Origin of the sequence: Candidatus Accumulibacter contiguus, assembly GCF_012940005.1 — a bacterium.
In the GTDB taxonomy this organism is placed as follows: Bacteria; Pseudomonadota; Gammaproteobacteria; order Burkholderiales; family Rhodocyclaceae; genus Accumulibacter; species Accumulibacter contiguus.
Genome location: NZ_SPMX01000005.1, coordinates 1 through 22,232 on the forward strand (window position 1 = coordinate 1; position 22,232 = coordinate 22,232).

Here is a 22,232-nt window from a genome sequence, read left to right on the forward strand (position 1 = left end):
ATCGCAGACTGACGATGGCCACGCAAATGCTGCACCACTGCTGCCAGGGCGCTCATCGGAAGGTGCGCAGGAGTCCGATCGATGAGTGCCGATCAGGGTGCATATTGGTCGAGGTAATCGTGCACTGCCAGGGCTCCCAGTTGATATACGTCGCGCGAAGACTCTTCGATGCGGCTTTGCTGCTCCGGAGAAAACCGGCGTGCCAGATGCGTTCTGAATTTCTCGACCAGCACGGGAATACCTTCGGCACGGCGACGACAGTGCCCAAGCGGGTACTCGGAGATCAGTTCTGCTGTCCGGCTACCATCAGCGAATACGACTTGCACGGCGTTGGCGATCGAGCGCTTGGCCGGGTCCAGGTAGTCCGCCGAAAACCTCGGTTCTTCGCTGACCTCGATCTTCGCACGTAGCGCGTCGATGCGTGGGTCGGCAGCCGCTGCGTCCTCGTAGTCTTCGCCAGTCAGCCGGCCCTTGATCAGTGCAACGGCGACCATGTATTGCAGGCAGTGGTCGCGGTCGGCGGGGTTGAAGAGCGGCCCCTTCTTGTCGATGATGCGCAGCGCGGATTCGTGGGTACGAATCAGCACCCTGAAGATCGTATCGATCCGTCCAAGCACCTGTGGATGCAGTTCCACCGCACACTCGACCGCCGTCTGGGCATGGAATTCGGCAGGAAAACTGATCTTGAACAGCACATTTTCGATCACGTAGCTGCCATACGGACGCGACAGGCGGAATGGCTGTCCCCTGAACAGAACCTCATAAAAGCCCCAGGTCGGGGCAGTCAACACCGTCGGGTAACCCATTTCACCCTTGAGTGACATCAACGCCAGCAGCACACCACGCGCGCTGGCATCGCCGGCCGCCCAGGATTTGCGCGAACCGGTATTCGGCGCATGCCGATAAGTGCGCAGCGGCTGACCATCGACAAAAGCCTGCGAAACGGCATTGATGATCTGCTCTCGCCCGCCGCCCATCAGCCAGGTACATACCGCGGCAGTAGCCACCTTGACCAGTAGCACGTGATCCAGCCCAACGCGATTGAAGCTGTTTTCAAGTGCCAGCACGCCCTGGATCTCGTAGGCCTTGATCATCGCTTCGAGGACTTGGCGCATCTGCAGCGGCGCCTGCCCGCTGGCGACGCGGCTTCGCGACAACCAGTCGGCAGTGGCGAGAATACCCCCGAGATTATCCGAAGGATGCCCCCATTCGGCCGCCAACCAGGTGTCGTTGAAGTCCAGCCAGCGAATCAGGGTGCCGATGTTGAAGGCCGCCTGCACCGGGTCGAGTTGAAATGCGGTGCCGGGAACCCGGGCACCGTCGGGAACGACGGTGCCCGGGACGATCGGCCCGAGCAGTTTGCTGCAGGCCGGGTAGGCGAGCGCTTCGAGGCCACAACCGAGAGCGTCGATCAGGCAATAACGCGCCGTTTCAAAAGCCGCCCTCGACTCGACCTTGAAGTCGATGACGTAGTCGGCGATATCGACCAGAACCCGGTCCGGTACGGGACGAGTGGTGGGAATGCGTGTGCTCATGTCGGTTTCTCTTGCTGCAAAACGGATGCCTCGTGGAATACTCAGCTTCGTTTTGACAGGATGACGAACTCCTGTGCCTCCGGCCCGATGTAGTTGGCTGAGGGTCGGATGATTTTTCCATCGATGCGTTGCTCGATGACGTGCGCCGCCCAGCCGCTGGTGCGGGCGATGACAAACAGGGGCGTAAACATTGGTGTCGGAACGGCCAGCATGTGATACGCCACACCCGAGAACCAATCGACGTTGGGAAACATGCGCTTCTGCTCCCACATCACGGCCTCGATGCGACTGGCGATGTCGAACAGTACCAGGTTGTCTCCAGCGGTGCACAATTGCTGGGCGACGGAGCGGATGACCTTGTTGCGCGGATCGGCGATGGTGTACAGCGGGTGCCCGAAACCGATGATGATTTCCTTGTTTTCAAGACGGCGGCGAATGTCCTGCTCGGCGTGTTCGGCGTCGTTATAGCGGCTCTGGATCTCGAAAGCAACCTCGTTGGCACCACCGTGCCGACGTCCGCTGAGCGCGCCGATGGCACCGCTGACCGCCGCATACAGGTCGGCACCGGTGCCGCTGATCGTCCGGGCGGCAAAGGTCGAGGCGTTGAACTCGTGCTCGGCATAGAGCACCAGCGACTTGTCGAGGCTGCTCGCCTGCAGCGCCGTCGGAGCCTTGCCCCGCAAGAGGTGAAGGAAGTGCGCGGCGATCGAGTCGTCATCGGTCTCGGTCTCGATACGCCGGCCATTATGCGACCAGTGGTACCAGTAGAGCAGCATCGACGCGAAGCTGGCAATCAGCCGATCGGCAATCTCGCGCGCAGCACCGGGGTTATGGTCCTGCGCCTCCGGCAGAATCGTGCCGAGCGCCGAGCAACCGCTACGCAAGACGTCCATCGGATGCGCCGAGGCCGGCAGGTTCTCCAGCATCGGTCGCAGCATCACCGGCAACCCACGCAGCGTCTTGAGTTTCTTCTTGTACTGGTTGAGCTGGGTCAGACTCGGCAAGCGCCCATAGAGCAGCAGATAGGCCACTTCCTCGAAAGTGGCATGCTCGGCGAGCGCAATGACATCGTAGCCGCGGTAATACAGATCGTTGCCGACCCGCCCCACCGAACAGATTGCCGTGTCGCCGGCGACCACGCCGGACAGCGCGACCGATTTCTTGACCCTGGGCAGTTCGATTTCCTTCACTTCGTATTCCTCCCTCGTTGGCGAGCCACTCGGCCCGCGGCTGCAGGCCATCTTACTTCTTCGCAATTCCGGTATCTTGCCCGTCGCTGGCGTGCAGGTGCAGCGGTGGCAAAAAGGCGAGCAAACAGGCGTTTTCGTGGCCTTTCAGGTATTTGGGCAGGGCAACGACTTCCACCTCGGTGACGCCGGCCTCGATCATTCCGAGACGTACCGCCGCCTCACGTGACAGGTCGATCAGCCGGCTGCGATGTCCCATGCGATCATTGATCCTGACCACCACGCAACGCGCGGACAAGATCCGGCGCACGGCCACCAGCGAGCCCAGGGGAAAGCGATTGCTTGCTGCCGAAATGGTCTGGTGATCAAAATGCTCGCCGGAAGCCGTTTTGCGCCCGCTAAATGCGGTGCCGTAAAAGCTGGCTCGGCCGCTCAGGATCGGCGAAGTATTCGGCCATTCGCCCGGTGTACCGAGCGCAGGAGAGGCCGCGCCAAAAGCTGATCCTGAAAACAGCAAAACCAGCACCACAAACACAAATTTCACAGGATATGGCTCCTCAAGGTGGCCGCAAGAGCCAGATCGATTGCAGGCCAGGCCTGTCGTCAAGCATCCTCACTGCCTGCGCGCGCATCTGGGTGGGCAGCATCTGGTCAAACGGTCATGATTTTGCAAGACACACCCGATGATGAAAAGTCAAGACCGTTTCCCCTCTCCCCCCAACCCCTCCCCCCGCGAGGGGGGGAGGGGAGATTCGAGAGTCGCTCGCGACTTTCATAGTAGCCATAGTGCTGGAGGCGATCACCGCTGACGCACTGGCCAAGGGTGTCGAATACCGTCCGCAACAGCTCAGAGCGCTTACAATTCCGACAATTCCTGCAAGGTGGCGCATGGTGACTCCCCGGTGGCAATTGGCAAGGCTGCAGCTTCGCCTGCGTAAGCATATCCTGCGCTTCGGCACGCGCACAAGTCGGCAGACCATCAGGCTGCTGCCCGGGCGACCGCCGCGCGCGGCCGGGGTATGCAAATCGAATCGATCCGGGGCGTCGAAAGAATGAAGACGCACCCGCTTCCCGACTGGTTGCGACGGCTGCTGATGCGCAGTGTGGCACATCGTTACTATTCGCTGGTCGTGACGGCGATCGCCTTTTCGTCGACGATGACCTTCACCTTCCCATTCGTTGCCGTACTGATCCCGGCGGTGCTGCTCTCGCCCAGGCGCTGGCGATCGCTCGGACTGCTCTGTGGCCTTGCCAGTGGCTGCGGTGCTGCGGTACTGGTCGAGATTTTCCAGTATCTGGGATCGGAGTTCATCGTCTCGCACTACCCGGAACTGATGCACTCGCAGGCCTGGCTGACGGCCAGCGAATGGCTGCAGCGCTGGGGCCTGGTGGCCATGCTGATCATTGCCGGTTCGCCGATACCGCAGACACCCGCACTGCTTTTCTGCGCCCTGGCCGACGTATCGACGCTGGGCATCCTGATCGCAGTCGGCATCGGCAAGACGGTCAAATACCTGTTTCTGGCCTGGGCCACAGCCCGCTATCCGGCGCGCTTCATCCGTTACAACTGAGCAGCAGACACCCCGGATCAGGCGACGCCGGCGCTGTGCGCCTGCACATCCGCCCAGTAGCTGGAGCGCACCATCGGACCGCAGGCGGCACCAGTGAAACCCATCGCCAGCGCCTCCTGCTCGTACATCTTGAAGATCTCGGGATGCACATAGCGCATTACCGGCAGGTGATGGCCAGAAGGTGCCAGGTACTGGCCGATCGTCAGCATATCGACGTCGTTGGCACGCAGGTCTCGCAGCACTTCGAGGATCTCGTCGTCGCTCTCACCCAGGCCGACCATCAGTCCCGATTTGGTCGGCACCTGTGGATAGCGTGCCTTGAAGCCTTTGATGAAAGCCAGCGAATGCGCGTAATCGGCACCGGGCCGAGCCTGGCGATACAGGCGCGGCACCGTTTCCAGGTTGTGGTTGAGGATGTCGGGCAGCGCCTGCCCCAGGATCTCGATGGCGATCTCCATGCGGCCCCGGAAATCGGGAACCAGCGTCTCGATGGTCGTGTCGGGCGACCTGCGACGCACTTCGGCAATCACCTCGACGAAATGCTGTGCGCCGCCATCACGCAGGTCATCGCGGTCGACGCTGGTGATCACCACATAGCGAAGCTTGAGTCGGGCAACGCTGTCGGCAAGATGGGCAGGCTCGTTGACATCGGGCGCCAGCGGCTTGCCATGACCGACGTCACAGAACGGGCAGCGACGCGTACAGATGTCGCCGAGGATCATGAAGGTCGCCGTACCGCGGCCGAAACATTCGCCAATGTTCGGACAAGCGGCTTCTTCACAGACGGTATGCAGCTTCTGATCGCGCAACATTTTCTTGATTTCACCGAAGCGACCCGCCTCGTTACCCGCCTTGACCCGAATCCAGTCAGGCTTGCGCTGTGGCGCCTGCGGGACGATCTTGATCGGAATGCGGGCCGTTTTCAGTTCACCCCTTTCCTTGATGCCGGCGATCCTGGCACCTGTTCTTGCCACCCCCTGCCCTGCCTGCCCATCATTCTGACTGCTCATCGCTTGCGCTCCAGTTGTTCCACGAGATGTCCGGCCAGTGCCGTCGCTGCTTGTGCGGGGGTCAGCGCGATGCCGAGATCGCGGGTCTGCGTCACCGGCAGGCCGGGGTAACCGCAGGGGTTGATTGCTGCAAACGGTGACAGATCCATCGCAACATTCAAGCTGATTCCATGGTAACAGCACCCCTTGCGGACGCGCAGGCCAAGCGCCGCCACCTTGGCCACGCCCACATAAACTCCCGGTGCGCCGCCATGCCGCTCGGCAACGACACCATGCTCGGCAAGCAGGTCGATCGCCGCCTGCTCGATCGCCGTCACCAGCTCGCGCACTTTCAGCTTCCTTCGGTTCAGATCCAGCAACAGGTAGATCACCACCTGGCCCGGACCATGGTAGGTGATCTGGCCGCCCCGGTCGGTCTGCACCAGCGGAATGCCCAGGTCGGCCAGCAGATGCTCCGGTTTGCCGGCCTGCCCGAGGGTGAGCACCGGCGCATGCTGGCAACACCATAGTTCGTCGACCGTCTGGTCGCTTCTTGCAGCAGTAAAACGGACCATTTCCTGCCAGGTCTGCCAGTAATCGGTGCAGCCAAGATGGCGAACCCGCAGCGACGAGGCAGCCGGCATGGCGTCGCTGTCGAAACCGTCCGAATCACCGGCACCGCCCTCACCGGCCGGTTTCACAGAACGATCTTGACCAGCGGATGGCTGCTCAGTTCCCGATAGAGCGCGTCGAGTTGTGCCCTGCTGGTGGCATTGATGGTGCAGGTAAGGCTCAGATACTTGCCGGTCGATGAAGAACGCACCTCCATCGTCGCAGGATCGAAATCCGGCGCCTGCGACAGCATGACTTCGAGGACCGCCTGCGTCAAGGCCTCGCTGGCCGTTCCCATGATCTTCAGCGGGAAAGCGCAAGGAAACTCGAACAGGCGGTCAGTCTCGTCGGACATCGGCGCTCCGGTTTGTTTCATCGAGCAAAACGCTCATCGGCAGTAATCGCCTCTCGCGACGACACCCAGACATCGCGACGGCTGCATGCCCCATGTAAAGATCAAAGAAACCAGAGACGGACGCTGTCGATCATGCGGCCAAGAATGCCTGCGGCCGGCACCTCCTCAAGCGCCACTACCGGGTAATCGCCATACGCTTTGTCATCGATGCTGACCTTCAGGGTAGCCAGCACCTGCCCGAGGGCGACCGGCGCCATCAGCCGCTGTTGCGACACGAGTTCAGTCTTGATTTTGGGACCGAAACCCTTGGGCACTGTCATCACGAGATCCCTGGCAAAACCAATCTTGACCGTACTCTCCTTGCCCTTCCAGACCTTCAGCGTGGAAACCGGCTCGTTTTTCGCATACAGTTGCACGGCATCGTAGAACTGGAAGCCAAAGTTGAGCAGTTTCAGTGATTCCTGTGCGCGCGCACGGTCCGACGCCGCACCGAGCACCACCGAAACCAGGCGACGCGACCCGCGTTTCGCCGACGAGACCAGGCAATAACCCGCCGCCTCGGTGTGACCGGTCTTGAGGCCATCGACGGTCGGATCGATATACAACAGGCGGTTGCGATTCGGCTGCCTGATGTTGTTATAGCGAAATTCCTTCATCGAGTAGTACTTGGCGTACTCTTCGGGAAAATCACGAATCAGGGCATCGGCCAGAATCGCCAGATCGCGTGCCGTCGTATAGTGCTGCGGATCAGGCAGGCCGCTCGAATTGCGAAAACTCGATCCCTTCATGCCCAGTCTCTGCGCCTCACGATTCATCATCTGGGCGAAGTTCTCCTCGTCACCGGCAATGGCTTCGGCTAGCGCGACACAGGCGTCGTTGCCCGACTGGACAATCATTCCCTTCAGCAGATCCTCAACCCGGACCTCTGTGCCGACCTGGATGAACATTCGCGAACCGCCCGTTTTCCAGGCCTTCTGGGAGACCGGCACGGTCTGATCAAGCTTGATCGTACCCTGTCTGATCGCCGCAAAACTCAGATAGGCCGTCATCAGCTTGGTCAGTGACGCCGGCTCGAGGCGCTGGTCGGGCGCCTGTCCGGTCAGTTCCTGCCCGGAAGCCGACTCGACCAGCAGCCATGACTTGGCCGCCAGTACCGGCGGTGTCGGCAGTTGCTGAGCAGCGGCCAGAACGGGAAGGCAGAGGAGAACGAAAAGCAGGGATCGAAGCTTGAGCATGGCTGGATGTCTGGGCAAAGGGGCGATTATAGCAAGCCATCCCGGCCATACCCGTATGCGTTTTGTGACCAATCCAGTCAGGAGATTCCTCGCTTCCGTGATCTACTCCACAGCCCGTTACACCAAGCTGCCAGTACAGTAGTGACACTTTTCGGGATGTATACCCACGCGCAAGTGGTTACCGCTGGACTCTATTGTTGCCACCTTTCCGACCTATTTCGAACTCCCTTGATCTGCAAGGTGCGTTTGCACAACTGTCAAGACGAGGATTTGCCGGTCATCGCCTCGACGAGACCCTGCGCCAGCTCACCGCCACCACCAGCCAGATGCTCAACATCGAGCGTGTCAGTCTGTGGGGCTTGAGTTCGCAAGGCGAGAATCTCGAGTGCATCAATCTCTACGAGCTGTCTCGCGACCGGCATAGCAGCGGCCTGACACTGCGCGCGGCACGCTATCCGGAATATTTCCGGGCACTCGAGAAGGGCGACCCGATTGTTGCCGATGACGCGATGAAGCATCCGTCCACCCGTGAGTTCGGCAACGACTATCTGCTGATGAACGGCATCAGTGCCGTCATCAACTCGCCGATTCATGCCCAAGGAGAATTGCAGGGCGTGCTCTGCATCGAGCGCGTCGGACCGCACTCGGCCTGGACTTCGGTGCAGCGATTGTTTGCACATGCCGTCGCCAGTCTGGTCAGCCAGGCCCTGCTGCAAAATCAGCTGCTTTCGATCAAGGAAGAACTGCGCGACGCCAACAGCCTGCGACGCGCACTGTTCGAGAGTGCGCGTGACGCCATCCTGATCTCTGACGCCAACACCGGGCATATTCTCGAAGCCAACCCACAGGCGAAAAAAACTCTTCGGGCGACAGTTGCAAGCGCTTCTCGGCGTCCAGAGCAATGCAGTCCATGGCAGCGGCGACAGCCTGGACATTCGTGATCTGTGCAAGCAGTTGGCCAGGAGCAGCGGTGCGGAGTCGGTGCGCAGCGAAATGCTCGCTCACGATGGCAAGCGCATCCCCCTCGAAATCAGGAGCCAGGTGGTGCAGCTCGGGCAAGGCAGGAAGGTCGTGCAGGGGGTATTCCGCCCACTCGACAGTGACGACGCCTGATCAGCGCGCCACGAAGGTGGGCTTGTAACCCAGTGCCAGACGAATCCTCTCGGCAATCTTTTCGGCATCGACACGGCTGATATATGGACCCAGATGGACGCGGTGCATGCCGCCACCGGCGTTGATCTGGATTCCCTCGTTGAGCCAGTCCAGTTCACGCAACAGGTGGGCACGCAGACTCTCGGCGTTTTCGGCGCTGGCAAAGGCACCCAATTGCAGGAAAACGCCGCGTAGGCCCACGGACGCGGTGGCAGATGCCGCCGGCGTCACATCGACCAGCAGGGATGGCGCGGCCGCCTTGTCGGGGCCGAGCCTGGCCGCCAGCAGTTCAATCTCGTCGCGCTCCGCCGGGCCGGGAACCACTCGTGATGGGCGTGCTGGCGCCGGCATCACCTGCGCGTAGCTCATCGTCGTCGCGCCTGCCGGCAGAATCGACTCGACTTCGACCAGGGTGCTGCCGTTGTCCACGTACCCCAATCGGTAAGCGGCCGCATACGAGAGATCGATGACACGATCCGCATGGAACGGCCCCCGGTCGGTCACTCTCACGACCACCGACTTTCCATTGCTGACATTGGTTACCCGCGCGTACGAAGGAATTGCCAGTGTCGGGTGTGCGGCGGTCATCGAGAACATGTCGTAGGGTTCGCCGATCGACGTGGGTTGTCCATGAAACTTCTTGCCGTACCAGCTCGCCACACCGCGCTCCTGATGGGGTCTGAGACTGGCATGTGGCTCATAGGCCTTGCCGAGAACGACATACGGTCGGTTGGCGAAGCGATGCAGCGGTTCAAGGCGCGGCTGCGCGTCGGGAATCTCATCGAGATTGTCGGGAAACTCGTCCCCCGGGCCATCGTCCTTGTAATAGGCGCCCCCTCGCTTCTGCAGGACGTTCGCCTTCCTGACCATCTTCGCCGGTGCCTTGGCCGGCTCGGCCGTGCGCGCCCCTGCCTCGGCCGGACGCGATGGCTGACTACCACAGGCTGCGAGGAGCAATGGCAACAGGCACAGTGCCGCGGTGTACGGCAGTTGCCTGGCCAGTCCAGCCAGCCCAGCCAGCCCACACTCCGCTCGCCTCATTTTCGGACCAGCATCCGGTGCGTCTGGATGCTCATCAGGATGCCGATACCGATCGACAGGGTCACCAGCGCCGTTCCGCCATAACTCATGAACGGCAGTGGCACCCCGACCACCGGCAGAATGCCGCTGACCATGCCCATGTTGACGAACACATAGGTGAACAGGCTCAGCGTCACCGAGCCGGCCATGACGCGCGCGAATAGCGTCGAGGCATTGGCGGCGATCATCAGGCCACGCGCAACCAACAGAAAGTAGAGCAGCACCAGGATGCTGTTGCCGAGCAAACCGCGCTCTTCGGAGAATACGGCGAAGATGAAGTCGGTATGGCGCTCGGGGATGAATTCGAGGTGGGTCTGCGTACCTTCCAGCCAGCCTTTGCCGAATGTACCACCCGAGCCGATGGCAATGGTCGACTGGATGATGTGATAACCCGCCCCAAGCGGATCGCTGGTCGGATCGATCAGGGTCAGGATGCGTTTGCGCTGGTAATCATGCAACATCGTCCACACGAAAGGTGCCGCCGCCGCCGCCGTAGCGAACAGGCCAATGATCACCTGCCAGGGCAGACCGGCCAGGAAAATGACGTAGAAGCCGGCGGCACCGACGAGTATCGCCGTTCCGAGATCAGGCTGCTTGGCAATCAAGGCGAAAGGGATGAGCAGCAGCAGACAGGCAAAGAGATAATGGCGGAATCTGAGCACCGCTTCGTGCTTGTGAAAGTACCAGGCGAGCATCAGCGGCACGGCAATCTTCAGCACCTCGGAGGGCTGGATGCGGGTAAACCCGAGCGACAACCAGCGTCTGGCCCCATTCACCTTGACCCCGAAGAAAAATACGCAAATCAACAGGATCACGCCGAGCACGTAGAGCGGCACGCCGAAGCCCATCAGCTTCTGCGGTGGCAACTGCGCCACCAGCCACATCGCACAAAATCCCACCGCCATGTTCACGGTCTGCGCCAGCAGGCGGTTGCTGGCGTCGTAGGTGGCGCTGTAGACGGTTGCCAGGCCAGTGGCCATGATCAATGCGGTGATCAGCAGCAAGGGCCCGTCGAGGTGTTCGACCAGGCGCACCCAGACGCGGTGCAGCAACGGCGGCAACATCAGCTAGTCCTCCTCGACATCGTCTTCCCGTGCTGCCCCCTTGGGCAGCTTGCCGAGCAGATAGTAATCGAAAACCATGCGTGCGATCGGCGCCGCCGACTGGGCACCAAAACCACCGTTTTCCACCAGCACGGCCAGCGCGATCTTCGGCTGGTCTGCCGGCGCAAAAGCGATGAACAGCGCATGGTCACGCAACTCCTTCTTGACACTCGACGACCGGTACTCCGCTCCCTTGAGGCTGAAAACCTGCGCCGTGCCGGTCTTGCCTGCGGAGATATAGCCGGCACCGGCAAAAGCGCGCGCGGCAGTGCCCGCAGTGTTGACGCCGATCATCGCCTTCTTGATGGTGTCGACATTCTGCCGCTTCCACGGCAGAATGCGCAGCGGCTCCGGCTCGATCATCGTCTGCTCGCCACTTCGGCTGTCGGTAATGTACTTCACGAGGTGCGGCCGGAACATCACCCCATTGTTGGCAATGGTGGCCGTCGCCTGCGCCAGCTGGATCGGAGTGTAGGCATTGTAACCCTGACCGATGCCGATCGAAATCGTTTCACCGGCAAACCACTTCTGCTGCTCCGGTCGCTTGAAACGACGCTTCTTCCACTCCGGCGACGGCAGCACACCTTCCGATTCCCCCTCGATGTCTACGCCGGTGCGTTGACCGAAACCCAGCTGCCCCATGAAGCGCGCGATGCTGTCGATGCCCATGTCGTTGGCGAGCATGTAGTAGTAGGTATCACAGGACTGGACGATCGACTTGTACATATCGACGCTGCCGTGCCCCCCCTTCTTGTCATCGCGAAACTGGTGCCCGCCGAAGTTGAAAACACCGGGATCGAAAATCGTCTGTCCGGGCGTGCGCTTGCCGGTTTCCAGCGCCGCCATTGCCATGAACGGCTTGAAGGTCGAACCCGGTGGATAGGCGCCGTTCAGCGCGCGGTTGAGCATCGGTTTGTCTGGCGAGTTGTTGAGCAATTCCCAGTCATCGTTGCGAATGCCATCGACAAAGAGATTCGGGTCGAAGGAAGGGGTGGACACCAGCGCGAGGATGCCTCCGCTCGATGGCTCGATCGCCACCAGCGCGCCACGGCGGTCGCCAAAAGCCTGTTCGGCCATTTCCTGCAACTTGACGTCGAGCGTCAGCGTCAGGTTGTTGCCCTGTACCGGCGCCGTCCGCGACAGGCTGCGAATGGCCCGGCCGCCCGCATCGATTTCGACCTGCTCATAGCCGGTTTCTCCATGCAACTGATATTCGTATTTCTGTTCCAGTCCGGTCTTGCCGATATGGTCGGTGCCTTTGTAGTTGGCGGTCTGTTCGTTTTCCTCGATGATCTCCAGGTCACGCTTGTTGATGCGATTGATGTAGCCGATGGCGTGCGCAGCGACCGGACCCAGCGGATACTGGCGGAACAGGCGCGCCTTGACCTCGACACCGGGAAAGAGATAACGGTTGGCCGCGAAACGGGCGACTTCTTCCTCGCTCAGGCGAGTACGAATCGGCAGGCTTTCAAAGTTCCTGCTCTCTTCGAGCAACCTGCGAAAACGCTTGCGGTCCTTGGGCAGGACCTCGATCACCTTGCCCAGACCTTCGATTGTCGCTTCGAGGTCCGCGACCTTCGACGGCGTAATCTCCAGCGTGAACGCCGAGTAATTGCGGGCCAGGACCGTGCCATTGCGATCGACGATGACGCCCCGGTTGGGAACGATCGGCACCAGGGAAATCCGGTTGTCCTCGGCGCGGGTGGTGTAGTAAGCGTGCTGAAACACCTGCAAATGGACAAAGCGCACAATCAGGACAATGAAAGCCGCCAGCACCGCGACCCCGGAAAGAGCGATCCGGAAGCGAAAGCGATACAGCTCGCGATCGGTGGCATTCAACGGTAACTGAGCAGCCAGCAAGGTGAAACCCTCAGCGATGACGTCGGACTCATGAGCGCTGCGCATCGGGGAACACAGCGCCGGCAGCACAGCACGGGCTCAGAGCGGCCGGTTGGCATCACGGTCTACGGGTTGGTGCTGCGGCAGCAGCAGGATGAAGGTCAGCAAGGGCCACAACAACGTACCGAAAATGGGTCCGAGGAAATAGCTGATGCCTGGTGAATCGGCGCCGGCGAGCAGGCGCACGCTGAACTGCACCAACTGGACCAGCAAGAGCAGCGGCAGTACCTGCAAGGCTTGCAGCCCGAGCGGAAACCACAGGATCCGGCGCGACAGCGAGGATCCGCAGTAAGCCGCCAGGACATAGGCCAGCGCGTGCTGTCCGAGCAGACTGGCATCGGCAACGTCCATGGCCACGCCGAAAACGAAGGCCAAGCCCATGCCGACGCGGCGTGGCTCGCGAATACTCCAGAAAACGATCAACAAAGCCAGCCAGTCGGGCACGCCGCGCCAGACGGTGGTCGGCAGGAAGTTCAGCAGCAGCGCTGCCAGCAAACTGAAACCGATGAACCACGGGCGTACCGGCAAGAGAATGCGTGATGAGGAGTAGCTGCTGGTCTGCATCGGGTTCAGTCCTTTTTCAGGCGTTTCTTCTTTGCCTGTCCGGATCGCACCGGCGATTTGGCTTCCCGACCGGCAGCCTCCCTGACGAGTTGCTCCGGCAAGACCACCGCCGGACGCGGGTCGAGGATCATCACTTCGCTGAAATTCTCGACGCCGGCCAAGGGCATGCAGAAGATTCTGGCAAATGAGTATGAGGTGTCGCGTTCGATGTGCACCACCCTGGCGACCGGGAAGCCCGGTAGAAAGATGCCGTCCAGTCCCGAGGTGACCAGCACGTCGCCATCCTGAACGTCGGCGTTGGCCGGCAGAAAACGCAGTTCGAGCTGGCCGTTGCCGAGACCGAAAACCACCGAGCGCAAGCCGGTGCGAACGATCTGTACAGGCACTGCCTGTTCCTTGTCGGTAATCAGCGTCACTTCGGCGACGAAGGGAAACACTCTGGTCACCTGACCGACGATGCCCGCATCATCGATCACCGGCTGCCCGGCAAGCACCTTGTCCTGCTGCCCCTTGTCGATGACGATACGCCGCGAATAGGGATCGCGCGCCGAATAGAGAATCTGTGCCAGTTGACCGCTCGCCTGCTGCCGCTCCTTGACGCCGAGGAGTTTGCGCAGACGCACGTTCTCGATTTCCAGGTGCTGGGTACGCAGCAGCGTCGCCACGTTGTCAAGGCGAGCACGTTTCAACTGGGCATTTTCATCCTGCAAACGCGACACGCTCACGAAATAATTCCCGGCGTTATCGAGAAACTTCGCCGGCAGCTGAGCCAGATGTTGCACCGGATGGGTGAACATGGACAGCGCCTGCCGCAGCACCTCCAGCGTTTGCAGGCGCGCGTCGGCCACCAGGAGTGCAACCGACAGCGCAACGTAGAACGACAGCAGCGCCACGGGTGCCGGCCCGCGTTTGAAAAACGGTGGCGGCTGGTGGTCCATCAATCAGGCCTGGAGTTGACAAGGTGCGGCGATCACAGCACGCACCGCGGCGCGTCAATCGGAAGCGAAAATGCTCCCGAGATTATCCATCTTTTCGAGCGCCATGCCACAACCTCGGGCAACGCAGGTCAAAGGCTCCTCGGCAACGATCACCGGCAGACCGGTCTCCTCCATCAGCAGGCGATCGATGTCGCGCAGCAAGGCACCACCACCGGTGAGTACCATGCCTTTGTCGGCAATGTCGGCGCCAAGTTCTGGGGGGGTCTTTTCAAGCGCCGACTTGACCGCCGAAACGACGCTGTTCAACGGCTCGGTCAGTGCTTCGAGAATTTCGTTCGAGGAAATGGTGAACTTGCGCGGAATCCCTTCGGCCTTGTTGATTCCTGAAACCTCCATCTCGCGCACCTCGGCGCCAGGAAACGCCGAACCGATATTTTTCTTGATGTTCTCGGCGGTGTTCTCGCCGATCAGCATGCCGTAGTTGCGGCTGATGTAGTTCATGATCGCCTCGTCGAGCTTGTCGCCGCCGACGCGTACCGAACCCGCATAGACCATGCCGCCGAGCGAAATGACGCCGACTTCGGTGGTCCCGCCGCCAATATCGACGACCATCGAACCCGTCGGCTCGGACACCGGCAGACCAGCGCCGATCGCCGCCGCCATCGGCTCCTCGATCAGAAAAACCTGACTCGCACCGGCTCCGATCGCCGACTCACGAATCGCGCGGCGTTCGACCTGTGTCGAACCCGAAGGCACACAGATGATGATCCGCGGCGACGGCGACAATAACCGCGAGTCGTGCACTTTCTTGATGAACTGCTTGAGCATCTGCTCGGTGACCGTGAAATCGGCGATCACGCCATCCTTCATCGGCCGGATCACCGTGATCGCGCCAGGTGCCTTGCCAAGCATTTCCTTGGCTGACTTGCCGACCGCCTGAATCGTTTTCTTCGAGTTCGGCCCACCCTGCGTACGAATGGCGACCACCGACGGCTCGTCGAGAACGATTCCCTTCGATCGCACATAGATCAGCGTGTTGGCCGTGCCTAGGTCGATCGCGAGATCATTGGAAAAATAACTGCGCAGAAAACTGAACATGCTTGCGAAATCCGTGATGGCCCGCAGTGAGGGCTGCGGTTGGAAAAACTTTTATGATACCTTATATGGCCTCCTCATTTAACAACCTTGGTGATTTCCTGCCCATGTCGCTTACCCTAGAACAGGTCCGTCGCGTTGCCCACCTCGCCCGAATCGAAATCAGTGATGTCGAAGCGCGTAGCACGCTCGGCCAACTGAACGAGATTTTTGGCTTGATCGAAGAGATGCAGGCGGTTGATACACAAGGCATCGAACCCATGGCGCATGCCCAGGATGTGGCACAGCGCCTGCGTGCCGATGTAGTGAGCGAGTCCGACCAGCTCGCTCAGCGTGCCGCTTTCCAGGCCATCGCACCGGAAACCGAGGCCGGACTCTACCTTGTGCCAAAGGTCATCGAATGATAGAGCACAGCCTCCAGGCGATGGCGGCCGCCCTGGCGAACAAGGAGATTTCGAGCGTCGAACTGACCCAGCTCTACCTCGAACGCATTGCCCGCCACAACTCGCAACTCAACGCTTACATCACCGTCGATCCGGCCCGCAGTCTTGCCCAGGCAGACGCCGCCGACGCGCGCCTGGCCAGGGGCGAAGGCGGTCCGCTGACCGGCATCCCGATCGCGCACAAGGACATCTTCTGCGCCAGTGGCTGGCTGACCACCTGTGGGTCGAAGATGCTGAGCAATTTCGTCAGCCCCTACGATGCCGCAGTAATTGCCCGCTTCCATGCCGCAGGTGCGGTGATGCTTGGCAAGACCAACATGGACGAGTTCGCGATGGGTTCGTCGAACGAAACGTCCTTCTACGGGCCGGTACACAACCCCTGGGACGACAGCCGCGTTCCCGGTGGTTCTTCCGGCGGATCGGCCGCTTCGGTCGCCGCGCGCCTGGCACCGGCAGCCACCGGCACCGACACCGGCGGATCGATTCGCCAACCGGCGGCATTGTGCAACCTGACCGGGATGAAGCCCACGTATGGCGTCATCTCGCGTTACGGCATGATCGCCTTCGCGTCTTCACTCGATCAGGCCGGACCCCTTGGCCGCTCGGCAGCCGACTGTGCCATCCTGCTCAACGCCATGGCCGGCTTCGACGAACGCGATTCGACGAGTCTCGACCGCCCAGCTGAAGATTTCAGCCGCGAGATCAATGCCACGAGCACCGCAAAGCCATTGGCCGGATTGAAAATCGGCCTGCCGGAAGAGTTTTTTGCCGGCGGCTGCAGTCCCGAAGTGATGCAACTGGTCGAGGCGGCAATCGGCGAGTACCGCCAGCTCGGTGCCGAAACCGTTTCCATCCGCCTGCCGAGCATGGGCCTTTCGGTGGCCGCCTACTACGTGATCGCACCAGCGGAAGCGAGTTCGAACCTGGCGCGCTTTGACGGCGTTCGCTACGGCTATCGAGCACCGGACTATCAGGACCTCAACGATATGTACTGCAAGAGTCGTGCGCAGGGCTTCGGTGACGAGGTCAAGCGACGCATCCTGATCGGCACCTACGTCCTGTCGCACGGCTACTACGACGCGTACTACCTGCAGGCGCAACGCATCCGTCGCCTGATCGCCAATGACTTCGCCAGTGCCTTCCAGAAATGCGACGTGATCATCGGGCCGACCAGTCCGAGCACCGCTTTCCAGCTCGGCGAAAAAGCGGCCGATCCGGTGCAGATGTACCTGTCGGATATCTATACGATCGCCGTCAACCTCGCCGGCCTGCCCGGAATTTCAATCCCCTGCGGGTTTGCCGGCGGCTTGCCGGCCGGCCTGCAACTGATTGGTGACTATTTCACCGAGGCCCGGCTGCTCAACATCGCCCACCGCTACCAGCAGGCAAACGCCTGGCACCTGCAGCGGCCAGGCGGATTCGACTGAGAAGCGGCAGCCGGCAAATACCGTCGGAGCGCCCTCCTCCGGCCAGCGCCGGCAGGCCTTTCGCCGACGGTTCTTGAAGAGAGAGTAAGCAGTGATGAAACAGTGGGAAGTCGTCATCGGCATCGAAACGCACGCGCAGTTGTCTACCCAGGCCAAGATCTTCTCGGGCAGTTCGACTGCCTTTGGCGCCGCCCCCAACGTCCAGGCGAACGCCGTTGACATCGCCCTGCCTGGCGTCCTGCCGGTGCTGAACAGGGGCGCCGTGATCTGCGCGATCCGCTTTGGCCTCGCGGTCGACGCGAAGATTGCCCCCCGATCGGTCTTTGCACGCAAGAACTACTTCTACCCGGATCTCCCCAAGGGGTATCAGATCAGCCAGTACGAATTGCCAGTGGTGCTGGGCGGCAAGTTGGCCATACCGGTCGGAGAAAGCGAAAAGGTCGTTTCCCTGACCCGCGCTCACCTCGAAGAGGATGCTGGCAAATCGCTGCATGAAGGCTTGGGGCAGCATTTCCGGGGCCGCTCGGGAATCGACCTCAACCGTGCCGGTACTCCCTTGCTGGAAATCGTCAGCGAACCCGACATGCGTTCTTCCGCCGAAGCGGTCGCCTATGCCCGGACCTTGCACGCGCTGGTGCGCTGGATCGGCATCTGTGATGGCAACATGCAGGAGGGATCCTTTCGTTGTGATGCCAACGTCTCGGTGCGCCCCGTCGGCCAGCCGCACTTCGGTACTCGCCGGGAAATCAAGAATCTGAACTCTTTCCGCTTCATGCAGCAGGCCATCGACTACGAGGTGCAGTGGCAGATTGCCACCCTTGAGGATGGTGGCAGCATCGAGCAGGCGACGGTCCTATTCGATCCGGAAAGCGGTGAAACGCGCGCCATGCGTTCGAAGGAAGATGCTCACGATTACCGATACTTCCCCGATCCGGATCTGCTGCCGCTGCTCATCGATCAGCAGTGGATCGAGCAGATTCGTTCGCAACTACCCGAGTTGCCGACCGCCAAACGCGAACGCCTGATTGCCGACTACGGGCTTTCCGCGTATGACGCCAAGGTTCTCACCAGTTCGCTGGAACTGGTCGGCTACTACGAAGCCGCCGTCGCCACGGCCGGCAAGGCAAACGCCAAGACCTGCGCCAACTGGGTCATGGTCGACCTGACCGCCCGCCTCAACAAGGAAGACCGAGAAATCAGCGAATCGCCGGTCTCGGCAGAACAACTCGGCGGCCTGCTCGCCCGCATTGGCGACGGCACGATCTCGACCAATATCGCCAGGAAGGTTTTCGATGCCCTGTGGAGCGGCGAGGGCAGTTCGGCTGACGAGATCATCGCCAGGCAGGACCTGCAGCAGATCAGTGACAGCGGCTCCCTGGAAACGCTGCTCGATGAACTGCTCGCCGCCAACCCGGCGATGGTTGCCGAGTTCCGGGCCGGCAAGGAAAAGGCCTTCAACGCACTGGTCGGTCAGGCCATGAAAGCGACGCGCGGCAAGGCCAACCCACAGCGCGTCAGCGACCTGCTGCGCAAGAAACTCGGCTAACGGTCATTACATGGCTTAATGTGAAAGTCGCGTATGCGACTCACGAATCTCCCCTCCCCCCTCGCGGGGGAGGGGTCGGGGGGAGAGGGAAACGGTCATGACTTTCATGATCGGGGGTGCCTGGAAAAGTCATGACCGTTAGGGCCGCGCTGGTGGCCGCTTTGAAATCTCAACGAAGCGGCGCCGGTCCTCGTCGTACTTCAGCCGGATCGCCTCCAGATCCCTGTTCTTGGACTCGATGACCGACTCCTGCGCCCTGATCTCGTGATCGGCGTCGCGCAGACCCTTGGCCACGTCTACCGGCAACTGTCGGTTTCTGTAGAACTCCGCTTCATCCTCGAATTTCTTGCGCAGCCTGCGGATCTCCGCGATTCGATCCTGCGCAGCCTGAATCGCCGCAGTAAGGTCCCGCTCGGCGCGGCTACGCATGATTTCGATATCTTTTTCGCTGCCATAGGTATTGAGCAAGGCCTGATCCTTGCGCCGCTGTTCGTTGAGCACCCGTTCCTGCTCGCTACGCCGTTTTTCCTCGGCGGCGCGCTGGGCTCGCTGCTCGGCGGTCAGTGGCGCCTCGACAGTCCGTTCTCGGCCGGAAGTACCCAACTCGCGATAGGCACGTCCATAACAGGCCGGAGGCAAAACGTCGCCACATACCTGCTTGCCCTGCGCATCCGTGCAACAGAAAATCGAAGCGGCTGCGAAGCTCGCGTCTCCGCCGGTCACCACCAACAGCAGGAGGGCGCAACTAGCCGCTGTGGGCAAGAAGGCCATAGGTCTGCCGATAATGAGCTACCGCTGTCTCGTTCTGCCTGAAATCCGGATGCTGTTGGAGAAAGCTCATCAGATCATCGAGGTTGGCGACGGCCAGCACCGGAATGGCGTAGTCCCGCTCGACTTCCTGTACCGCCGACAACTCACCGCTGCCGCGCTCCATGCGATCCAGAGCGATGACCACGCCGCAGGGCGAAGCACCGGCGGCACGAATCAGCTCCACCGACTCACGAACCGAAGTACCGGCGGTGATCACGTCGTCGATGATCAACACGCGACCGGCCAGTGGCGCACCAACGATGCTGCCGCCTTCTCCGTGATCCTTGGCCTCCTTGCGATTGAACGAGAATGGCAGGTTGTGCCCTGCCCTTGCCAGGGCAACGGCGACCACGGCCACCAGCGGGATGCCCTTGTACGCCGGGCCGAACAGACCGTCGACGGCGATCCCACTGGCGGTGATCGCCTTGGCGTAGAATTCCGCCAGCCGCCCCAGCGCCGCACCGTTGTTGAACAGGCCAGCGTTGAAAAAGTAGGGCGAAAGCCGTCCCGCCTTGGTCGTGAAACTACCAAAACGCAGCACCTCCTGAGCAACGGCAAACTCGATGAATTCCTGACGAAAGCCCATAAAATATTTTCGCGATGAAAGCCGTTTCCGGCATCGGTCCTCTATGTTACGCATCATTACGTTGAATCTCAACGGTATTCGTTCGGCATGGCGCAAGGGGCTTCTGCCCTGGGCCGGCGCCCAGCATGCGGATATCCTCTGTGTGCAGGAAATCAAGGCGCATGCTGCGGACCTCGATGAAGAAATGCGAGCGCCCGAGGGTTTCCATGCCTACTACCGCTACGCCGAGAAAAAAAGGCTACAGCGGCGTCGGTCTGTGGTGCCGCCACAGACCGGAGCGGGTATTCGACGTGCTGGGAAGTGAGGAGTTTGACCGCGAAGGGCGCTATCTGCGCGCGGATTTCGGAAATCTTTCGATCATCTCGCTGTATCAGCCCTCAGGTTCCAGCTCCGAGCAACGGCAGGAGGCCAAATTCCGCTTCATGGCCCTGATCTATCCGCATCTCGTCGAACTTGCGTCGAGCGGGCGCGACATCATTATCGGTGGCGACTGGAACATCGCCCATCAGGAAATCGACCTCCGGAACTGGCGTGGCAACCGCAGGAACTCGGGATTTCTGCCCGAGGAGCGTGCCTGGGTGAGCCGACTGCTCGACGAAGGCGGCTGGTGCGATGTATACCGCAGCCTGCATCCCGACAGCACTGGCGAGTCTTACACCTGGTGGTCGAATCGTGGCCAGGCCTGGGCAAAGAACGTCGGCTGGCGGCTCGACTATCAACTGGCGACGGCCGCCATCACCAGCAAGGCGCGCAGCGCAGCCGTCTACAAGGAACAGCGGTTCAGCGACCACGCGCCATTGACCATCGATTACGACTATTCACTGTAGGCCGATTGACGAGAATGAGTTCGCGTCTGCCCGGAACGGAGGCCCTGGCACAGCGCAACGGCTTTTATGCATTGCTCTCCGCGCCCGATTTCTATAATCTGAGAACCTCGTTGAGGTTTGCCCCTGCACCCTCGCTATTCCTGCCATCATCTTCCCCTGTGAGGTTCATCATGTCCGAAGTTACCGATCTTTCCTCCGCCAGCAAACAAAAACTCGTCTCCGACATGAAGGTCGTCGTCGCCGACGCAGAAGAAATCCTGCGTGCCACGGCTGGCGTTGCCGGCGACAAAATGGGCGATCTGCGCGAGCGCATCGGCGAGCGGCTGCGCGATGCCAAGCTCCGCCTGGCAGATGCCGAAGCGGCACTGGTCGACCGCACCAAGGCCGCGGCACGTGCCACCGACGACTTCGTACACGAAAATCCCTGGCGTGCCGTCGGCGTTGCCGCAGCTGTCGGTCTGCTGCTCGGGGTGATCATCGGTCGTCGATAATCGGTCGCGACCGTCTGACAGCCATGAGCGAGACACCGGGCGGCGCAAGCGGCGGCCTGCTGGCAGCCACCAGGAACAGCGCCGCCACACTGCTGGCCATCGGGCGCACGCGACTCGAACTCCTTGGCAATGACCTCAAGGAAGAAAAGCTGCGTGCCGTCCGTATCCTGCTCCTGTCGCAAGTACTGGCGTTTTCTCTGATGGTCGGCACGATCCTGGCGATCACCTTGCTGGTCGTCGTGTTCTGGGACAACCGGGTGCTCCTGCTGAGCGCTTTCACCGTCATTTCGCTGACCAGCGGAGGTATTGCCTACGCGGCTCTGCGACGTGCACTGCGTACCAGCCATCAACCCCTCGCGGCCAGCGTTGCCGAGCTTGCAGAAGACCTTCGCCAGATGAAAGGCGCCGCCAGCAATGAACCAAGAGCTGATTGACCTTGCCATCGAGCGCGGCAGACTGATCGAACGTATCAGCAACCAGCGCCGGCTCCTTGGCCAGCAACTGCAACCGCTGGGCGCAGGCCTCGCGACTGCCGACCGTGCCATTGCCAGCGTTCGTCAGGGCAGTGATTACGTCAAACAACACCCGGAAATGGTCGCCATCGGCGTCGCTGTGCTGGTCGTGCTGCAACCGCGCCGCGTCTGGCGATGGAGCCAGCGAGTTTTTTTCGTTTGGCGCACCTGGCGCATGCTGCGCAAACAGATCGGGATCCCGGCCTGATCATCCCTTGCCGCGCAAGCCGAGTCAGAGAATCACATCCCTCGCCTCCTCGGCAATCTGCAGAGCC

Annotated in this window: 24 protein-coding genes and 1 pseudogene; 10 read left to right on the forward strand and 15 right to left on the reverse strand. The window is 61.1% G+C overall.

Annotation, left to right across the window (positions count from 1 at the left end; all coding sequences use genetic code 11):
• Positions 1 to 92 precede the first annotated feature (92 nt).
• The 3 genes from E4Q08_RS01645 to E4Q08_RS01655 are packed head-to-tail and all read right to left on the reverse strand — an operon-like array spanning position 93 to position 3,257.
• Entirely contained in the window at positions 93 to 1,535 is a 1,443-nt protein-coding gene (locus tag E4Q08_RS01645) for a bifunctional 2-methylcitrate dehydratase/aconitate hydratase (RefSeq protein ID WP_169069112.1), read from the reverse strand.
• A gap of 41 nt (positions 1,536 to 1,576) precedes the next feature.
• Positions 1,577 to 2,725 (reverse strand): bifunctional 2-methylcitrate synthase/citrate synthase, encoded by a 1,149-nt coding sequence (gene prpC / locus E4Q08_RS01650; protein ID WP_169069113.1) that lies wholly within the window; start codon positions 2,723 to 2,725, stop codon positions 1,577 to 1,579.
• A gap of 52 nt (positions 2,726 to 2,777) precedes the next feature.
• Positions 2,778 to 3,257 (reverse strand): septal ring lytic transglycosylase RlpA family protein, encoded by a 480-nt coding sequence (locus E4Q08_RS01655; RefSeq protein ID WP_308240032.1) that lies wholly within the window; start codon positions 3,255 to 3,257, stop codon positions 2,778 to 2,780.
• Between the two features lie 517 nt (positions 3,258 to 3,774).
• On the opposite strand from E4Q08_RS01655, the gene E4Q08_RS01660 reads away from it, so the two are divergent.
• The gene (locus tag E4Q08_RS01660) at positions 3,775 to 4,293 is read left to right on the forward strand and encodes a YqaA family protein (protein WP_169069114.1); all 519 of its coding nucleotides are present in this window, start codon (positions 3,775 to 3,777) and stop codon (positions 4,291 to 4,293) included.
• Between the two features lie 17 nt (positions 4,294 to 4,310).
• Here the strand turns inward: E4Q08_RS01660 and lipA are convergent, their stop codons facing one another.
• The 4 genes from lipA to E4Q08_RS01680 all read right to left on the reverse strand — a co-directional run bounded on the left by lipA (position 4,311) and on the right by E4Q08_RS01680 (position 7,484).
• Positions 4,311 to 5,303, reverse strand: coding sequence for a lipoyl synthase (gene lipA / locus E4Q08_RS01665; protein WP_169069115.1), 993 nt, complete (start codon positions 5,301 to 5,303; stop codon positions 4,311 to 4,313).
• Positions 5,300 to 5,926 (reverse strand): lipoyl(octanoyl) transferase LipB, encoded by a 627-nt coding sequence (gene lipB, locus E4Q08_RS01670; protein ID WP_034913616.1) that lies wholly within the window; start codon positions 5,924 to 5,926, stop codon positions 5,300 to 5,302. The genes lipA and lipB overlap by 4 nt, the downstream gene beginning before the upstream one ends.
• Before the next feature lie 53 nt (positions 5,927 to 5,979).
• Positions 5,980 to 6,249, reverse strand: coding sequence for an HP0495 family protein (locus tag E4Q08_RS01675; protein ID WP_034913614.1), 270 nt, complete (start codon positions 6,247 to 6,249; stop codon positions 5,980 to 5,982).
• A 101-nt stretch (positions 6,250 to 6,350) separates the two neighbouring features.
• Positions 6,351 to 7,484: a D-alanyl-D-alanine carboxypeptidase family protein gene (locus E4Q08_RS01680; protein ID WP_034913611.1), complete on the reverse strand. Its 1,134-nt coding sequence runs from the start codon at positions 7,482 to 7,484 to the stop codon at positions 6,351 to 6,353.
• 197 nt (positions 7,485 to 7,681) lie between these two features.
• Here E4Q08_RS01680 and E4Q08_RS01685 point away from each other — a divergent pair, with 197 nt between their 5' ends.
• Positions 7,682 to 8,425 (forward strand): GAF domain-containing protein, encoded by a 744-nt coding sequence (locus E4Q08_RS01685; protein WP_169069116.1) that lies wholly within the window; start codon positions 7,682 to 7,684, stop codon positions 8,423 to 8,425.
• Between the two features lie 13 nt (positions 8,426 to 8,438).
• Positions 8,439 to 8,597 carry a hypothetical protein gene (locus E4Q08_RS24010; RefSeq protein WP_211203276.1) on the forward strand — a complete coding sequence of 53 codons (159 nt, stop codon included), beginning with the start codon at positions 8,439 to 8,441 and terminating at the stop codon, positions 8,595 to 8,597.
• On the opposite strand, the gene E4Q08_RS01690 is transcribed toward E4Q08_RS24010, so the two are convergent.
• Genes E4Q08_RS01690 through E4Q08_RS01715 form a run of 6 tightly spaced genes read right to left on the reverse strand, consistent with a single transcriptional unit; the run spans position 8,598 to position 15,318 of the window.
• Positions 8,598 to 9,677 (reverse strand): septal ring lytic transglycosylase RlpA family protein, encoded by a 1,080-nt coding sequence (locus E4Q08_RS01690; protein WP_169069117.1) that lies wholly within the window; start codon positions 9,675 to 9,677, stop codon positions 8,598 to 8,600.
• Positions 9,674 to 10,780, reverse strand: a complete 1,107-nt coding sequence (rodA, locus tag E4Q08_RS01695; RefSeq protein ID WP_169069118.1) for a rod shape-determining protein RodA — start codon at positions 10,778 to 10,780, stop codon at positions 9,674 to 9,676. Before rodA ends, E4Q08_RS01690 begins: the two co-directional genes overlap by 4 nt.
• A gap of 3 nt (positions 10,781 to 10,783) precedes the next feature.
• Positions 10,784 to 12,724, reverse strand: coding sequence for a penicillin-binding protein 2 (gene mrdA / locus E4Q08_RS01700; protein WP_169069119.1), 1,941 nt, complete (start codon positions 12,722 to 12,724; stop codon positions 10,784 to 10,786).
• A gap of 33 nt (positions 12,725 to 12,757) precedes the next feature.
• On the reverse strand, positions 12,758 to 13,282 hold the full coding sequence (gene mreD / locus E4Q08_RS01705; protein ID WP_034917194.1) for a rod shape-determining protein MreD: 525 nt from the start codon (positions 13,280 to 13,282) through the stop codon (positions 12,758 to 12,760).
• 5 nt (positions 13,283 to 13,287) lie between these two features.
• Positions 13,288 to 14,220, reverse strand: a complete 933-nt coding sequence (gene mreC, locus E4Q08_RS01710) for a rod shape-determining protein MreC (RefSeq protein ID WP_034917197.1) — start codon at positions 14,218 to 14,220, stop codon at positions 13,288 to 13,290.
• Between the two features lie 54 nt (positions 14,221 to 14,274).
• Positions 14,275 to 15,318: a rod shape-determining protein gene (locus E4Q08_RS01715; protein ID WP_169069120.1), complete on the reverse strand. Its 1,044-nt coding sequence runs from the start codon at positions 15,316 to 15,318 to the stop codon at positions 14,275 to 14,277.
• 104 nt (positions 15,319 to 15,422) lie between these two features.
• Here E4Q08_RS01715 and gatC point away from each other — a divergent pair, with 104 nt between their 5' ends.
• The 3 genes from gatC (at position 15,423) to gatB (ending at position 18,731) form a co-directional block, all read left to right on the forward strand.
• Positions 15,423 to 15,719, forward strand: coding sequence for an Asp-tRNA(Asn)/Glu-tRNA(Gln) amidotransferase subunit GatC (gatC, locus tag E4Q08_RS01720; protein ID WP_034917199.1), 297 nt, complete (start codon positions 15,423 to 15,425; stop codon positions 15,717 to 15,719).
• Positions 15,716 to 17,185 (forward strand): Asp-tRNA(Asn)/Glu-tRNA(Gln) amidotransferase subunit GatA, encoded by a 1,470-nt coding sequence (gene gatA / locus E4Q08_RS01725; RefSeq protein WP_169069121.1) that lies wholly within the window; start codon positions 15,716 to 15,718, stop codon positions 17,183 to 17,185. Before gatC ends, gatA begins: the two co-directional genes overlap by 4 nt.
• 94 nt (positions 17,186 to 17,279) lie before the next feature.
• Positions 17,280 to 18,731, forward strand: coding sequence for an Asp-tRNA(Asn)/Glu-tRNA(Gln) amidotransferase subunit GatB (gatB, locus tag E4Q08_RS01730; RefSeq protein WP_034911397.1), 1,452 nt, complete (start codon positions 17,280 to 17,282; stop codon positions 18,729 to 18,731).
• A gap of 138 nt (positions 18,732 to 18,869) precedes the next feature.
• Here gatB and E4Q08_RS01735 read toward each other — a convergent pair whose 3' ends face one another.
• Together E4Q08_RS01735 and pyrE are read right to left on the reverse strand one after the other, a co-directional pair.
• On the reverse strand, positions 18,870 to 19,502 hold the full coding sequence (locus E4Q08_RS01735; protein ID WP_169069122.1) for a hypothetical protein: 633 nt from the start codon (positions 19,500 to 19,502) through the stop codon (positions 18,870 to 18,872).
• On the reverse strand, positions 19,477 to 20,127 hold the full coding sequence (gene pyrE, locus E4Q08_RS01740) for an orotate phosphoribosyltransferase (protein WP_034910919.1): 651 nt from the start codon (positions 20,125 to 20,127) through the stop codon (positions 19,477 to 19,479). The genes E4Q08_RS01735 and pyrE overlap by 26 nt, the downstream gene beginning before the upstream one ends.
• 43 nt (positions 20,128 to 20,170) lie before the next feature.
• On the opposite strand from pyrE, the pseudogene E4Q08_RS01745 reads away from it, so the two are divergent.
• The 4 genes and pseudogenes from E4Q08_RS01745 (at position 20,171) to E4Q08_RS01760 (ending at position 22,165) form a co-directional block, all read left to right on the forward strand.
• Positions 20,171 to 20,954, forward strand: a pseudogene (locus E4Q08_RS01745) (exodeoxyribonuclease III).
• Between the two features lie 170 nt (positions 20,955 to 21,124).
• Positions 21,125 to 21,445 carry an ElaB/YgaM/YqjD family protein gene (locus tag E4Q08_RS01750; protein ID WP_034910923.1) on the forward strand — a complete coding sequence of 107 codons (321 nt, stop codon included), beginning with the start codon at positions 21,125 to 21,127 and terminating at the stop codon, positions 21,443 to 21,445.
• Positions 21,446 to 21,468: 23 nt separating this feature from the next.
• Positions 21,469 to 21,879 (forward strand): phage holin family protein, encoded by a 411-nt coding sequence (locus E4Q08_RS01755; protein ID WP_169069123.1) that lies wholly within the window; start codon positions 21,469 to 21,471, stop codon positions 21,877 to 21,879.
• A complete protein-coding gene (locus E4Q08_RS01760) occupies positions 21,860 to 22,165 on the forward strand; it encodes a YqjK-like family protein (protein WP_034910925.1) in 306 nt (101 codons plus the stop codon). Before E4Q08_RS01755 ends, E4Q08_RS01760 begins: the two co-directional genes overlap by 20 nt.
• Positions 22,166 to 22,232 lie beyond the last annotated feature (67 nt).